Here is a 12,817-nt window from a genome sequence, read left to right as displayed (position 1 = left end):
CCGGCCGGGCCCGTACGGGCGGGACCGGGGCCGCACGGGTCCCAAGGGCCTTCCGGCCCTGATCCGCCGGACGGGCCCTAGCGGCGCTCGGCCTGGAGCCGCGCCACGTACGCCGCGGCCTGCGAGCGCCGCTCCATGCCCAGCTTCGACAGCAGGCTGGAGACGTAGTTCTTGATGGTCTTCTCCGCGAGGTGGAGCCGCTCGCCGATGACCCGGTTCGTCAGGCCCTCGCCGATCAGGTCCAGGATCTTGCGCTCCTGTTCCGTCAGGTTGGCCAGTCTGTCGTCGCCCTTGCTGTTGTTGCCGTTGCGCAGCCGCTCCAGGACCCGGGCGGTGGCCACCGGGTCGAGGAGGGACTTTCCGGCGGCCACGTCCCGCACGGCCTGGAGGAGTTCGTTTCCCCGGATGGCCTTGAGGACATAACCGGAGGCCCCGGCCATGATCGCGTCGAAGAGGGCTTCGTCGTCCGCGTACGAGGTCAGCATCAGGCACTTGATCGACTCGTCCTGCGAGCGGATCTCCCGGCACACCTCCACCCCGCTGCCGTCGGGCAGCCGGACGTCGAGCACCGCGACGTCGGGGCGGACCGCGGGGATCCTGACCAGCGCGTCCGCCGCCGTCCCGGCCTCGCCGACCACCTCGATGTCGCTCTCCATGGAGAGCAGCTCGTGGACGCCGCGCCGCACGACTTCATGGTCATCCAGCAGAAATACCGTGATTTTTCCTTGTTCGCGCACGCGGTCAGTCTCACATATTGGGTCTTCCGGCGCCCGGGGTGCGCGGGATAACGTGCCGGGTGTTCCGACGAGGGCGTCGGGCCGTTGTCCATGCGCTGACCAGCGGCGTTTCCCCTATTTCTCGATTTACTTGGAAATCCAAGCAAAATCGCAGGTCAGGTGGGGTTTCGCGGGAATGCCGCGTCATGGGTAACGTGCCTATGACGGCGTTCGCCGGAGCACCTGTCACGCCCGACTCCGGCCGCGTCGCACCCACCCCGTGCGAAGGTACGGACAAGGCGGAGCCGCACTGGCCTCACCGGCGAACCCGGGGGCCGGACCGACGGAGGAGCACGCACGTGACCGTGGAGAGCACTGCCGCGCGCAAGACGACGCGACGCAGCAGCGGCACCAAGCGCACCGCAAGCGCGAGCACGAGCACCACCAAGAAGGCGACGGCCACCACGGCCACGGAGCCCGAGCTCGTTCAGCTGCTGACGCCCGAGGGGGAGCGCGTCCAGCACCCCGAGTACGACATCGACCTGAGCGCCGAGGAGCTGCGCGGCCTCTACCGCGACATGGTCCTCACCCGTCGTTTCGACGCCGAGGCCACCGCCCTGCAGCGGCAGGGCGAGCTGGGCCTGTGGGCCTCGCTGCTCGGCCAGGAGGCGGCGCAGATCGGTTCCGGCCGGGCCCTGCGCGATGACGACTACGTCTTCCCGACCTACCGCGAGCACGGCGTCGCCTGGTGCCGCGGGGTCGACCCGACGAACCTGCTGGGCATGTTCCGCGGCGTGAACAACGGCGGCTGGGATCCCAACAGCAACAATTTCCACCTGTACACGATCGTCCTCGGCTCGCAGACCCTGCACGCCACCGGCTACGCCATGGGCATCGCCAAGGACGGCGCGGACTCCGCCGTACTCGCCTATTTCGGCGACGGCGCCTCCAGCCAGGGCGACGTCAACGAGTCGTTCGTGTTCTCCGCGGTCTACAACGCCCCGGTCGTGTTCTTCTGCCAGAACAACCAGTGGGCCATCTCCGAGCCCATCGAGAAGCAGACGCGCGTCCCGCTCTACCAGCGCGCCCGCGGCTTCGGCTTCCCCGGCGTCCGCGTCGACGGCAACGACGTCCTCGCCTGCCTGGCCGTGACCCGCTCGGCCCTGGAGCGCGCCCGCCGCGGCGAGGGCCCGACGCTCATCGAGGCGTTCACCTACCGGATGGCCGCCCACACCACCTCCGACGACCCGACCCGCTACCGCCGCGACGCGGAGCGCGAGGCGTGGGAGGCCAAGGACCCGATCCTGCGCCTCAAGGTGTACCTGGAGAACGAGGGCCACGCCGACGCGGCCTTCTTCGAGGAGCTGGAGGCGGAGAGCGAGACCCTCGGCAAGCACGTCCGTGAGGTCGTCCGCGCCATGCCCGTCCCGGACCACATGGCGATGTTCGACCACACGTACGCGGACGGGCACGCGCTCGTCGACGAGGAGCGCGCGCAGTTCGCCGCCTACCAGGCGTCCTTCGAGGGCGGAGAGGCCGAGTAATCATGGCTGTTCAGAAGCTTCCCCTGGCGAAGGCGCTCAACGAGTCGCTGCGCAAGGCCCTGGAGACCGACCCCAAGGTCGTCATCATGGGCCTGGACGTCGGCAAGCTCGGCGGTGTCTTCCGCATCACCGACGGTCTGCAGAAGGACTTCGGCGAGGACCGGGTCGTCGACACCCCGCTCGCCGAGTCCGGCATCGTCGGCACCGCGATCGGCCTCGCCCTGCGCGGCTACCGGCCGGTCGTGGAGATCCAGTTCGACGGCTTCGTCTTCCCGGCGTACGACCAGATCGTCACGCAGCTGGCGAAGATGCGGGCCCGTTCGCTCGGCACGGTGAAGATGCCGGTCGTCATCCGCATCCCGTACGGCGGCGGCATCGGCGCGGTCGAGCACCACTCCGAGTCCCCCGAGTCGCTCTTCGCGCACGTCGCGGGCCTCAAGGTCGTCACCCCGGCGAACTCCTCCGACGCCTACTGGATGCTCCAGCAGGCGATCCAGAGCGACGACCCGGTCATCTTCTTCGAGCCCAAGCGCCGCTACTGGGACAAGGGCGAGGTCGACACCGAGGCCATCCCCGGCGAGCTGCACAAGGCCCGCGTCGCCCGCGAGGGCACGGACCTCACCCTCGTCGCCTACGGCCCGATGGTGAAGACCTGCCTGGAGGCGGCCGCCGCCGCGGCCGAGGAGGGCAAGTCGATCGAGGTCGTGGACCTGCGCTCGATCTCCCCGCTCGACTTCGACACCATCCAGGCCTCGGTCGAGAAGACCCGCCGCCTGGTGGTCGTCCACGAGGCCCCGGTGTTCTTCGGCTCCGGCGCGGAGATCGCCGCCCGCATCACCGAGCGCTGCTTCTACCACCTGGAGGCCCCCGTCCTGCGGGTCGGCGGCTACCACGCGCCGTACCCGCCGGCGCGCCTGGAGGAGGAGTACCTGCCGGGCCTGGACCGCGTGCTCGACGCCGTCGACCGCTCGCTGGCGTACTGAGGAGAGCACGACCATGACGATCCGCGAATTCAAGATGCCCGACGTGGGCGAGGGCCTGACCGAGGCCGAGATCCTCAAGTGGTACGTCCAGCCCGGTGACACCGTCACCGACGGGCAGGTCGTCTGCGAGGTCGAGACGGCCAAGGCCGCCGTCGAGCTGCCGATCCCCTTCGACGGCACGGTCCACGAGCTGCTCTTCCCCGAGGGCACCACGGTCGACGTCGGCCAGGTCATCATCTCGGTGAACGTCGGTGGCGGCGCCGAGCCCGAGGCGCCGGCGGCCCCGGCCGCGGCCGCCGCCCCCGCGCAGGAGCCGGTGGCCGAGCCGGCCGCCGAGCCCGCGCCGGAGGGCCGTCAGCCGGTCCTCGTCGGCTACGGCGTGGCCGCGTCCTCCACCAAGCGCCGGGCCCGCAGGACGACGGCCGCCGAGCCCGCCGCGGCGGTCGTGCCCGAGCAGCTGAACGGCCACGCTCCGGCCGCCGAGCGCCCGCTGGCCAAGCCGCCGGTGCGCAAGCTCGCCAAGGACCTCGGCGTCGACCTGGCGACGGTCACCCCGACCGGCCCGGACGGGATCATCACCCGCGAGGACGTCCACGCGGCCGCCGCCCCGGCACCCGCCCCGGTCGTCGAGGCCCCCGCGCCCGTGGCGGCCCCCGCCCCGGTCGCGGCTCCGGCCCAGGCGGCGCCCGCCGCCGCGTCGGACGCCCGGGAGACCCGTATCCCCATCAAGGGCGTACGGAAGGCCACGGCGGCGGCGATGGTCGGCTCGGCCTTCACCGCGCCGCACGTCACCGAGTTCGTGACCTTCGACATCACGCGCACGATGAAGCTGGTCGAGGAGCTCAAGTCCGACAAGGACATGGCGGGCCTGCGGGTCAACCCGCTCCTCCTCATCGCCAAGGCCGTCCTGGTCGCCGTCAAGCGCAACCCGGACATCAACGCGGCCTGGGACGAGGCGAACCAGGAGATCGTCCTCAAGCACTACGTGAACCTGGGCATCGCCGCGGCCACCCCGCGCGGTCTGATCGTGCCGAACATCAAGGACGCGCACGCCCAGACCCTGCCCGAGCTCTCGCAGTCCCTGAGCGAGCTCGTCGCCACCGCCCGCGAGGGCAAGACCACCCCGGCGGCGATGCAGGGCGGCACCTTCACCATCACCAACGTCGGCGTCTTCGGCGTCGACACCGGTACGCCCATCCTGAACCCCGGCGAGTCCGCGATCCTCGCGGTCGGCGCGATCAAGCTCCAGCCGTGGGTCCACAAGGGCAAGGTGAAGCCCCGCCAGGTCACCACCCTGGCCCTCTCCTTCGACCACCGCCTGGTCGACGGCGAACTCGGCTCCAAGTTCCTGGCGGACGTCGCCGCGGTCCTGGAGAACCCGAAGAGGCTCATCACCTGGGCCTGACATCCCATGTGACCGTTTCACGTGAAACAGGCCCGTCCGTATCGCGGACGGGCCTGTTTGTTGCACCTCTGTTGTATCTAAGCTGTGTTCATGGCATCCGCACCCCCAGCAGCAGACCGCGTCTACATGCACGTCAAGCAGGCCGTACTCGACCGGCGCTACGAGGGAGGCACCCTCCTCACCGAGGGCGAACTCGCCCAGGCCGTCGGGGTGTCCCGGACGCCCGTCCGCGAGGCGCTGCTCAAGCTGGAGATGGAAGGGCTGCTCAAGCTCTACCCGAAGAAGGGCGCCCTCGTCCTCGCCGTCTCCGCCCAGGAGATCGCCGACGTCGTCGAGACCCGGCTGCTCGTCGAGGAGTTCGCCGTCCGCCGGGCCGTGCCCGCGCCCGCCTCCCTGATCGCCCGCCTCGAAGAGCTCCTGGAGGAGCAGAAGCGGCATGCCGAGGCCGGGGACCTCGCCGAGGTCGCCGTCACCGACCGCTGCTTCCACGCCGAGATCGTCCGGCACGCCGGAAACCAGATCCTCGCCCGCCTCTACGACCAGCTCCGCGACCGGCAACTGCGCATGGGCGTCGCCGTGATGCAGTCCCAGCCCGACCGCGTCGCCAAGAACATCACCGAGCACGCCGAGATCCTCGACCGCATCAAGGCCGGCGACGTCGAGGGCGCCGCGCACTGCGTCCGCCAGCACCTCAGCTGGGTCAAGGTCCTGGTCCGGGGTGAGGCCCGATGAGCACGGTCAGCCTGCCCGGAGACCCTCCCGGCGGAAAGAAGGCCGCCCTCGTCTGGGGCGTCGGCGTCTCCGTCTACTTCGTCGCCGTCATCTTCCGTACGTCCCTGGGCGTCGCCGGACTCGACGCCGCCGACCGCTTCGACGTCAACGCCTCCGCGCTCTCCACCTTCTCCATACTCCAGCTGCTCGTCTACGCGGGCATGCAGATACCCGTCGGCCTCCTCGTCGACCGGCTCGGCACCAAGAAGGTCCTGACCCTCGGCGTCGTCCTCTTCACCATCGGCCAGCTGGGCTTCGCGCTCTCCCCCTCGTACGGCACGGCCCTCGCCTCCCGCGCCCTCCTCGGCTGCGGCGACGCCATGACCTTCATCAGCGTCCTGCGGCTCGGCAGCCGCTGGTTCCCCGCCCGCCGGGGCCCGCTGATCGCCCAGCTCGCCGGGCTCATCGGCATGGCAGGCAACCTCGTCTCCACCGTCTTCATCGCCCGCGCCCTGCACGGCCTCGGCTGGACGACCACCTTCGTCGGCAGCTCCCTCGCGGGCGTCCTCGTCCTCGTCCTGCTGCTGCTCCTCCTCAAGGACCACCCCGAGGGCTACGAGCCGACGCCCTCCGCCCACGCGGGCGCCGCCTTCGTCCGCCGCCAGATCGCCGAGTCCTGGCGCGAGCCCGGCACCCGGCTCGGCATGTGGGTGCACTTCACCACCCAGTTCCCGGCCATGGTGTTCCTGCTGCTGTGGGGCCTGCCATACCTCGTCGAGGCGCAGGGCCTGTCCCGGTCTACCGCCGGAACCCTGCTCACCCTGGTCGTGCTCTCGAACATGCTCGTCGGCCTCGCGTACGGGCAGATCATCGCCCGCCACCACGCGGCCCGCGCCCCCCTCGCCCTCGGCACGGTCGCGGCCACCGCCCTGCTGTGGGGGACCACCCTCGCGTACCCCGGCCACGCGCCGATGTGGCTGCTCGTCACCCTCTGCCTGGTCCTCGGCGCCTGCGGACCGGCCTCGATGATCGGCTTCGACTTCGCCCGCCCGGCCAACCCGCCGGAGCGTCAGGGCACCGCCTCGGGCATCGTCAACATGGGTGGTTTCGTCGCCTCGATGACGACGCTGCTCGCCGTGGGCGTGCTGCTCGACGCGACCGGCGGCAACTACCGGATCGCGTTCTCCTCGGTCTTCGTCCTGGAGAGCCTCGGACTCGTGCAGATCCTGCGCCTCAAGGCCCGCACCCACCGCAGGGAGAAGGAACGGCTCGTCGCCAGCCGCGTCGAGGCCGTGCACGTACCGGTATAGAACCTGGCGGTATCTACCGGGGCGTCACCACATCAGCGGGGCGTCACCGCGAAGTTGTCCAGGATCGCCGCCGCCAGCTCGGCGTCGCCCTCGGTCTTGACCCGGTCGGCCACCTCGGCCGGCCGGACCCGGCCGCAGGCGAGGCGCACGAACGTCTCCCAGTCCGTCGTCAGCGTCACCGCGGGACCCAGCGACGGCGCGCCGTCGATCGTGCCGCGGCCCTCCGCGTCCACCCGTATCGTCCGCAGGAACTCCACCGGCCCGGTCACGTCGAGCACCACCGCCGAGGACGCGGGCGCCCCGGCGTCCTTGGCGACCACGTCCGGCAGCGCCTCCAGGAGCACGTCCCGGGCCACCAGCGCACCCGCCGAGTCCAGGTTCCCCGGCACGCCCAGCGCCGTCCGCAGGTCCTGCTCGTGCACCCACACGTCGAAGGCCCGGTCCCGGTAGCCCGTTTCGAGGGTCTGCTCGGCGCTGAGGGGGGCGCGGATCAGGTGCTCGGGGGAGCGGGTCTCGTTGCGGAGCTGACGGGCCCGCCGGATCAGGATGTACTCCAGCTCCGAGGTCATCTCCGGGGAGGTGTGGTGCCGCCGCACATCGACCTGGACCTCCATGTAGCGGGCGAAGTCACTGCGCACGTGGTACAGGTCGCGGGGCAGGGAGTGGATCGGCCGCGGGTCGCCGAGCATCTCCGTCTCCATGCCGATCACATGGGACACGATGTCCCGCACCGACCAGCCGATGCACGGGGTCGGCCGGTTCCATTCGCTCTCCACGAGCGGCTGCACCAGCTCGGCTATCGCCTCGATGGAATGGGTCCAGGCGTCGGCGTAGTTCTGGAGGCTGGGATGGACGGTCACGGGACCCCTCGGCGGTTCTTCGGTGCGCGGGCTGAAAACACGACTGGGTGGGAGGCTCGGACGCTAAGTTACGCTGCCCGAAGGCACCCCGGCAGTGCTTTCGTGTGACGATCGTAGGCCGGTGTTGACGGCTCGAATGCCAGGACGGTGGTAGTGTGCGCGCCTCGCTGATCCAGATCGCGGTAGACCCGGACGAACCGGTTGATGCCAGACGGGCCCGCGTGGCCCGTCTCGTAGGGGAGGAATCCGGCCGCGCCGACCTCGTGGTCCTCCCGGAACTGTGGACCGTCGGCGCCTTCGCGTCCGACCTCTTCGCCGCCGAGTCCGAGCCGCTGAACGGCCCCACCCACCGGGCGATGGCGGCGGCCGCCCGTGACGCCGGGGTCTGGCTGCATGCCGGCTCCTTCGTCGAGGCGGAGGGCGGCGCCCTCTACAACACCTCGCTCGTCCTCTCCCCCGACGGCGAACTCGTCGCCTCCTACCGGAAGATCCACCGCTTCGGCTTCGACAAGGGCGAGGCCGTGCTCATGGCCGCCGGCGAGGACCTCGTCACCGTCGACCTGCCGCTCCTCACCGTCGGCGTCGCCACCTGCTACGACCTGCGCTTCCCCGAGCTCTTCCGCGGGCTCGTCGACGCGGGCGCCCAGGCCTTCGTCGTCCCGGCCGGCTGGCCCGCCCGCCGCCGCGCCCACTGGACGCTCCTGGCCAGGGCCCGTGCCGTCGAGAACCAGGCGTACGTCCTCGCCTGCGGCACCGCCGGCACCCACGCGGGCGTCGAACAGGCCGGTCACTCGATCGTCGTCGACCCCTGGGGCGAGACCCTCGCCGAAGCCGGTCCCGACGAGGAGATCCTCCGCGTCGTCCTCGACCCGGCGAAGGTCCGCACGACCCGCGAGGAGTTCCCGGCGCTCAAGGACCGGGTGCTGGGGATCGCGGCCCCGCGCATCCGACGGGGCTGAGCGCCGCCCGCCCGCCGTGGCGTGCCTGAGCGCGGTGGGGCCCCGGGCCTCGCCGCGCCCGAGCACCGCAGGGCCGGGCCTCGCCGCGCCCGAGCACTACGGGGCCGGGCCCCGCCGCCTCTGAGCACCGCCGGCCGGGCCCGGCCCGGGGCCGGCCGGCCCCGCGCTGCCCGGCCCGGGCCGCCCCGCTCAGCCCCCACCCCACCCCACTCCACCCAGCCCCACCGAGAGGCCCCCACCCCCGTGACCGACCCCGCCACGGCCGCCCTCGCCGCCTTCGCCGCGCTCTTCGGGCCGCCGCCCGAGGAACCGGCCCCACCCGTCGACTGGGACGCGGTCGAGGAGTGGACCGGCCTCCGCCTGCCCGCCGACTACAAGGCGATAGCCGCCGCGTACGGTCCGCTCGACATCGGCGAACGGCTGTGGCTGCACACGCCGTTCGCGAGCGACGCGCGCCTCTTCGACTACGGCCGCTTCGTCGAGGAGGGCCGCCGGGCCGCCCCCGGTGTCCTCCCCTTCGGCGCCACCCGCAGGGCCGACACGCTCTACTGGGACACGACCGCCTCGGACGACCCGGACCAGTGGCCCGTCGTCGTCCATGTGCAGGATCTCGCCAATTCCGGCAAGGACCCCTGGCTCCGGCCCGGCACCACCCTCCTGCCCACCCTCGCCGGTTTCGTCTCCGACGGCCTGCGCCCGCGGCTCGCCCGCAGCGGCATGGCGGGCGGCGAACTGTCCGCCTGGACCCCGCCGGCCCGCCGCCCCGAACCGACCCCCGAGCAGCGCGCGGCCCTCACCGGCGGCGGTACCGGCCTCGACACCCTCACCGCCCTGGTCCCGCCGCCCGCGGAGCCGTACCTCGGCGAGCAGAGCTGGGAGTGGCTGTACGAGCGGCTCGGCACCCGCCTGCCCACCGAGTACGTCCGGCTGATGGAGGCGTACGGCGGCGGCGCCTGGTGCCAGTGGCTGCGCTTCAGCACCCCGCTGGGCACCGGGCACTACGACCTGGCGGGCACGGAGGAGTGGTACGGCGAGGCCTACCGGGGCCTGCGCGCCGACCACCCCCAGTACCACCCGCTGGCCGTCTGGCCCGAGCTCGGCGGCTTCCTGCCCTTCGCCGACTCCATCGACGGCGACCAGCTGTGCTGGCTCACCGAGGGCGACACCCCCGACGACTGGCCCCTGATCGTCGTCCCGCGCCACGCCGACCAGGGCCCGCCCCTCACCGGCACCCTCACCGCGACCCTCCTCGCCTGGCTGCGCGGCGAACTCGTCACGGACGGCTTCCCCCGCCTCGTACGCCCCCACGAGGACCCGCTGGAGGCCATCGACTTCGAGCAGTACGGCCCGGAGGACGACGACTAGCGCAGCTCCGTCGCGTCCGGGAGCAGCGCGGTCAGTTCCTGCCAGACGCGCTTCGGGGTGACCGGGCGCAGCCGGAACGGGCCGTCGGCGGGCGCGCCGCCCTCCGCGAGGGGCTCGGCGGGCAGTTCGCGCAGCCAGTAGCCGAGCGGGCCGCAGTCCCAGGCGGCGACCGTGCGGGCGACCACGCCCTGGGCGCCGTCCTGCCGGCCCTGCCAGGCGGCGGTCATGCGCCACTGGGAGCGGAGCTCGACGATCAGGTCCGCGAGCCGGGAGGCGGTCGAGGCGGTCACGGAAGTGCCTCCCGCCGCGCGCAGCGCCTCCGCGACCAGCGCCCGTTCGTTCGCGCCGGGCTCCGCGGAGGCCTTCTCCAGGGCCGCGAGCCCGGCCTCCAGGACGCCCACCGTCGTCTCCACGACCTCCTCGCCCTCGAACTCGCCCGACTGCCGCAGGGCCACCAGGTCGGCGAGCGTCCACACCACGGTCCTGGGCTCCACGAGCCGGTACTCGGCCTCCTCCTCGCCCGGCCAGGTCTCGTGGCACACGACGTGCTCGTCGCCGATCAGCAGCCCGTGGTGCAGGGTGCCCTGCCGGCCGCCGGCCTCCAGGGAGACGATCACGGACGGCTGCACGAGGGTCTTCATCAGCGGCAGCAGGAGGGCCGACAGCTCCCCCGCCCCGTTGACAAGACCGGCGTCCCGCAGCCGCGCCGCCGCCGGCTCCAGGGAGTCCGGGACCGGCTGACCGGTCGCCAGCTGGGCGAGGACGAAAACCTCGTCGTCGTTCAGCCGGAAACGGGATCGGGTCACGTCGAAGGAAGGCATCTCACGCTCACTCATCAGGTGGTCAGTACTGGGACTCGGTCCAGAAGTGGGTCACGCGGGACAGCCCGGCCTTCACCGCGCCGAGCTGCGTCAGCGTGGAGCGGTCCACGCCCGCGAAGATCAGGGCGAGCGACAGGTCCCCGCCCTCGGCGCGCCCGTCGACCCGCACGGAGAGCCGACGGCCCTTGCCGCGCCCGGTCTCCTGGACGGTGATCCGCACGCCGGGGTCCTCGTCGTCCGCGGCGCGGGTCAGGACGTAGCCGTGCTTGTCGAGGGCCGCGAGCCGGTAGTGGTCGCCCGCGTACCGCATCGCCAGGGCGCGCTGCTCCAGCGTGGCGCCGAAACGGTTCCGCTCCACGTACACGACCCGGTCGCCGACCCGCAGCGTGGACCGGTTCAGGCCCGGCAGCTTCATCCCCTCGACGTGCATCCCGCGCGCCTCGAAGGAGGCGGTCGGCAGCAGCCCGCCGCGCACCTCCGAGACGAGCGACTCGGGGGAGGTGCGGGGGAGGGGGCAGGTCAGCAGGATCTCGCCGAACTCCGGCGAGACCCCCTTCCAGCCGGCGCGGTAGTCGTGCCGGTTCCCCTCCTTCCACGCCTGGAGTTCGAAGGGGGTCACCTGGATGTGCATCTGTCTCAAACTCCTGTGCAGTCGAAGGGGCTCGGTCGAAGGGGCTCAGTCGAAGGGGTTCAGCGCGCTGCCGAGCTTCTTCGCCCCGTCCTTGAGCCCGTTCCCGATGTCGGACGCCGTGTCGCCGACCCAGTCCCCGGCCGCCTCCAGGCCCTTCCCGATCGCCTCGTGGTTGTCCCAGATCAGCGCCGCGCCGTACGCAACGCCCGTACCGACCGCGAGGCCGAGCGTGACCGGGTTCGGGGCCACGGTCAGCGCGGTCAGCGAGGCGTTGAAGGCCGTCCCGGTGAGGTCCGTGGCGAACTTCGCCGGGTCCGCCTTGATCATGTCCGTGTCGTACGTGGCGAGGTTGGCCACGCCGTACGCGGTGGCGGCCACGCCGCCGACGACACCCGCGCCGCGCAGCCAGCCCGCTGCCTTGGCCGCGTTGGCGAGGCCGCCGTTCTGCGCGACCTTCAGCAGGTTGGCCTCGGCGGCCGTCGGCATGAAGAAGGCGCCGTTGCGCATGAACCCGCCGTACATGGCGGCCTCGTCGGAGCCGGTGATCGCGGTCGCGACCCCCGGCGGCACCTTGCTGAGCAGACTGCCCGGAGCGGCCCCCGCCAGCCGCATGTTGAACTGCTTCGACAGGAAGGTGCCGGGCGCGGTCGGGTGCGTGAACGGCGGCCGTAGCGCCTTGGACAGCTTGTACGAGTAGAGGCCGGCGGCCGTCAGGGCGCTGGAGAAGGCGCCCGCCGTGATGGCGCCCCGGGTGAACTTGTCGACCAGATCGGCGAGTTTCTCGTTGCCGGTGAGCTTGGCGATGCCGTCGCGCTGGAGCCGCTGGACGTAGTCGTCGAGCGTCTCGTCGTCCTTCATCTTCAGCCAGGCCAGGTCCATCCGGTCGTCCTTGGCCTTGTCGTCGGCCGCGGCGATCTTGCCCGCGTCACCGTTGAAGCCGGTGCCGAGGGTCTCGTCGTTCTTGTCGCCGTAGCCGTCCCGGACCACGGCCTCCAGGTCCTTCTTCAGGTCCTGGTCGGCGACGTCGAAGGCCTTGACGCAGCCGTCCAGATGTTCGGCCCAGGACGCCTCGGCCTCCCGGACGCTCCTCGCGCCGTCCGGGTCGTGGTGCAGCGCGCTGCGCTCCTCGGGGGTCAGCCGGTCGTAGTCGTACGCGACCCTTCCCGCCTCGGAGACCTTCATGCCGGCCTTCACGGCGTCGGCACGGGCGTTCTCCAGCTGCTTCTTCAGCTCCGTGAACTGCTCGTGGGCGTTGCGCAGCAGCGTCGCGGTGGCCTTTGCCTGCGTCTGTGCCGCCTGGTACTCGTAGCGGGTGGCGGCGAAGTTGGTGTGGGCGGCGGTCGCGCTCTCGCCCAGCCAGGTCTGCGCGGTGGTCAGCGACTGCACGCTGTCCCGGTAGCGCTCCTCCACCTTGTGCAGCTCGCCCGCCATCTCGTCCCACTTGTCGGCGGCGGTGGCGAGCTTGCCCAGGTCGGTCGTCATGATCTCGGCGTACGTCAGCACGGGCCGCCC

12 protein-coding genes are annotated in these 12,817 nt (G+C 71.8%); 7 read left to right on the top strand and 5 right to left on the bottom strand.

Annotation, left to right across the window (positions count from 1 at the left end):
* Positions 1 to 77: 77 nt before the first annotated feature.
* A complete protein-coding gene (locus ACH4TP_RS18715) occupies positions 78 to 737 on the bottom strand; it encodes a response regulator (protein WP_389222699.1) in 660 nt (219 codons plus the stop codon).
* A gap of 338 nt (positions 738 to 1,075) precedes the next feature.
* On the opposite strand from ACH4TP_RS18715, the gene pdhA reads away from it, so the two are divergent.
* The 5 genes from pdhA to ACH4TP_RS18690 all read left to right on the top strand — a co-directional run bounded on the left by pdhA (position 1,076) and on the right by ACH4TP_RS18690 (position 6,669).
* Positions 1,076 to 2,260 (top strand): pyruvate dehydrogenase (acetyl-transferring) E1 component subunit alpha, encoded by a 1,185-nt coding sequence (pdhA, locus tag ACH4TP_RS18710; RefSeq protein ID WP_398438569.1) that lies wholly within the window; start codon positions 1,076 to 1,078, stop codon positions 2,258 to 2,260.
* 2 nt (positions 2,261 to 2,262) lie between these two features.
* Positions 2,263 to 3,243 (top strand): alpha-ketoacid dehydrogenase subunit beta, encoded by a 981-nt coding sequence (locus tag ACH4TP_RS18705; protein WP_093875189.1) that lies wholly within the window; start codon positions 2,263 to 2,265, stop codon positions 3,241 to 3,243.
* Between the two features lie 13 nt (positions 3,244 to 3,256).
* Entirely contained in the window at positions 3,257 to 4,648 is a 1,392-nt protein-coding gene (locus tag ACH4TP_RS18700; protein ID WP_398438568.1) for a dihydrolipoamide acetyltransferase family protein, read from the top strand.
* Between the two features lie 90 nt (positions 4,649 to 4,738).
* Positions 4,739 to 5,380: a GntR family transcriptional regulator gene (locus tag ACH4TP_RS18695; protein WP_389222705.1), complete on the top strand. Its 642-nt coding sequence runs from the start codon at positions 4,739 to 4,741 to the stop codon at positions 5,378 to 5,380.
* On the top strand, positions 5,377 to 6,669 hold the full coding sequence (locus tag ACH4TP_RS18690) for a nitrate/nitrite transporter (RefSeq protein ID WP_389222707.1): 1,293 nt from the start codon (positions 5,377 to 5,379) through the stop codon (positions 6,667 to 6,669). Before ACH4TP_RS18695 ends, ACH4TP_RS18690 begins: the two co-directional genes overlap by 4 nt.
* 32 nt (positions 6,670 to 6,701) lie before the next feature.
* Here ACH4TP_RS18690 and ACH4TP_RS18685 read toward each other — a convergent pair whose 3' ends face one another.
* Positions 6,702 to 7,529, bottom strand: a complete 828-nt coding sequence (locus ACH4TP_RS18685; RefSeq protein WP_398181201.1) for a maleylpyruvate isomerase family mycothiol-dependent enzyme — start codon at positions 7,527 to 7,529, stop codon at positions 6,702 to 6,704.
* A gap of 155 nt (positions 7,530 to 7,684) precedes the next feature.
* On the opposite strand from ACH4TP_RS18685, the gene ACH4TP_RS18680 reads away from it, so the two are divergent.
* A complete protein-coding gene (locus ACH4TP_RS18680; RefSeq protein WP_389222711.1) occupies positions 7,685 to 8,488 on the top strand; it encodes a carbon-nitrogen family hydrolase in 804 nt (267 codons plus the stop codon).
* A 243-nt stretch (positions 8,489 to 8,731) separates the two neighbouring features.
* Positions 8,732 to 9,853, top strand: coding sequence for an SMI1/KNR4 family protein (locus ACH4TP_RS18675; RefSeq protein WP_398438567.1), 1,122 nt, complete (start codon positions 8,732 to 8,734; stop codon positions 9,851 to 9,853).
* On the opposite strand, the gene ACH4TP_RS18670 is transcribed toward ACH4TP_RS18675, so the two are convergent.
* Genes ACH4TP_RS18670 through ACH4TP_RS18660 form a run of 3 tightly spaced genes read right to left on the bottom strand, consistent with a single transcriptional unit; the run spans position 9,850 to position 12,808 of the window.
* Positions 9,850 to 10,689 carry a histidine kinase gene (locus ACH4TP_RS18670; RefSeq protein WP_398438566.1) on the bottom strand — a complete coding sequence of 280 codons (840 nt, stop codon included), beginning with the start codon at positions 10,687 to 10,689 and terminating at the stop codon, positions 9,850 to 9,852. The genes ACH4TP_RS18675 and ACH4TP_RS18670 overlap by 4 nt on opposite strands.
* Positions 10,690 to 10,696: 7 nt before the next feature.
* Entirely contained in the window at positions 10,697 to 11,305 is a 609-nt protein-coding gene (locus ACH4TP_RS18665; protein WP_389222717.1) for a hypothetical protein, read from the bottom strand.
* Positions 11,306 to 11,350: 45 nt separating this feature from the next.
* On the bottom strand, positions 11,351 to 12,808 hold the full coding sequence (locus ACH4TP_RS18660) for a hypothetical protein (protein WP_398438565.1): 1,458 nt from the start codon (positions 12,806 to 12,808) through the stop codon (positions 11,351 to 11,353).
* Positions 12,809 to 12,817 lie beyond the last annotated feature (9 nt).

The sequence above is a fragment of the Streptomyces sp. NPDC021012 genome, assembly GCF_044333355.1.
In the GTDB taxonomy this organism is placed as follows: domain Bacteria; phylum Actinomycetota; class Actinomycetes; order Streptomycetales; family Streptomycetaceae; genus Streptomyces.
The sequence above is the reverse complement of the archived record's forward strand: the minus strand, read 5'-3'. Positions and strand labels throughout refer to the sequence as shown.

Excerpts from the sequence above, each read along its gene's own strand:
- ACH4TP_RS18670 (WP_398438566.1), bottom strand. The coding sequence starts at position 10,689 with ATGAGTGAGCGTGAGATGCCTTCCTTCGACGTGACCCGATCCCGTTTC.
- ACH4TP_RS18690 (WP_389222707.1), top strand. The coding sequence starts at position 5,377 with ATGAGCACGGTCAGCCTGCCCGGAGACCCTCCCGGCGGAAAGAAGGCC.
- ACH4TP_RS18705 (WP_093875189.1), top strand. The coding sequence starts at position 2,263 with ATGGCTGTTCAGAAGCTTCCCCTGGCGAAGGCGCTCAACGAGTCGCTG.
- ACH4TP_RS18665 (WP_389222717.1), bottom strand. The coding sequence starts at position 11,305 with ATGCACATCCAGGTGACCCCCTTCGAACTCCAGGCGTGGAAGGAGGGG.
- ACH4TP_RS18695 (WP_389222705.1), top strand. The coding sequence starts at position 4,739 with ATGGCATCCGCACCCCCAGCAGCAGACCGCGTCTACATGCACGTCAAG.
- ACH4TP_RS18700 (WP_398438568.1), top strand. The coding sequence starts at position 3,257 with ATGACGATCCGCGAATTCAAGATGCCCGACGTGGGCGAGGGCCTGACC.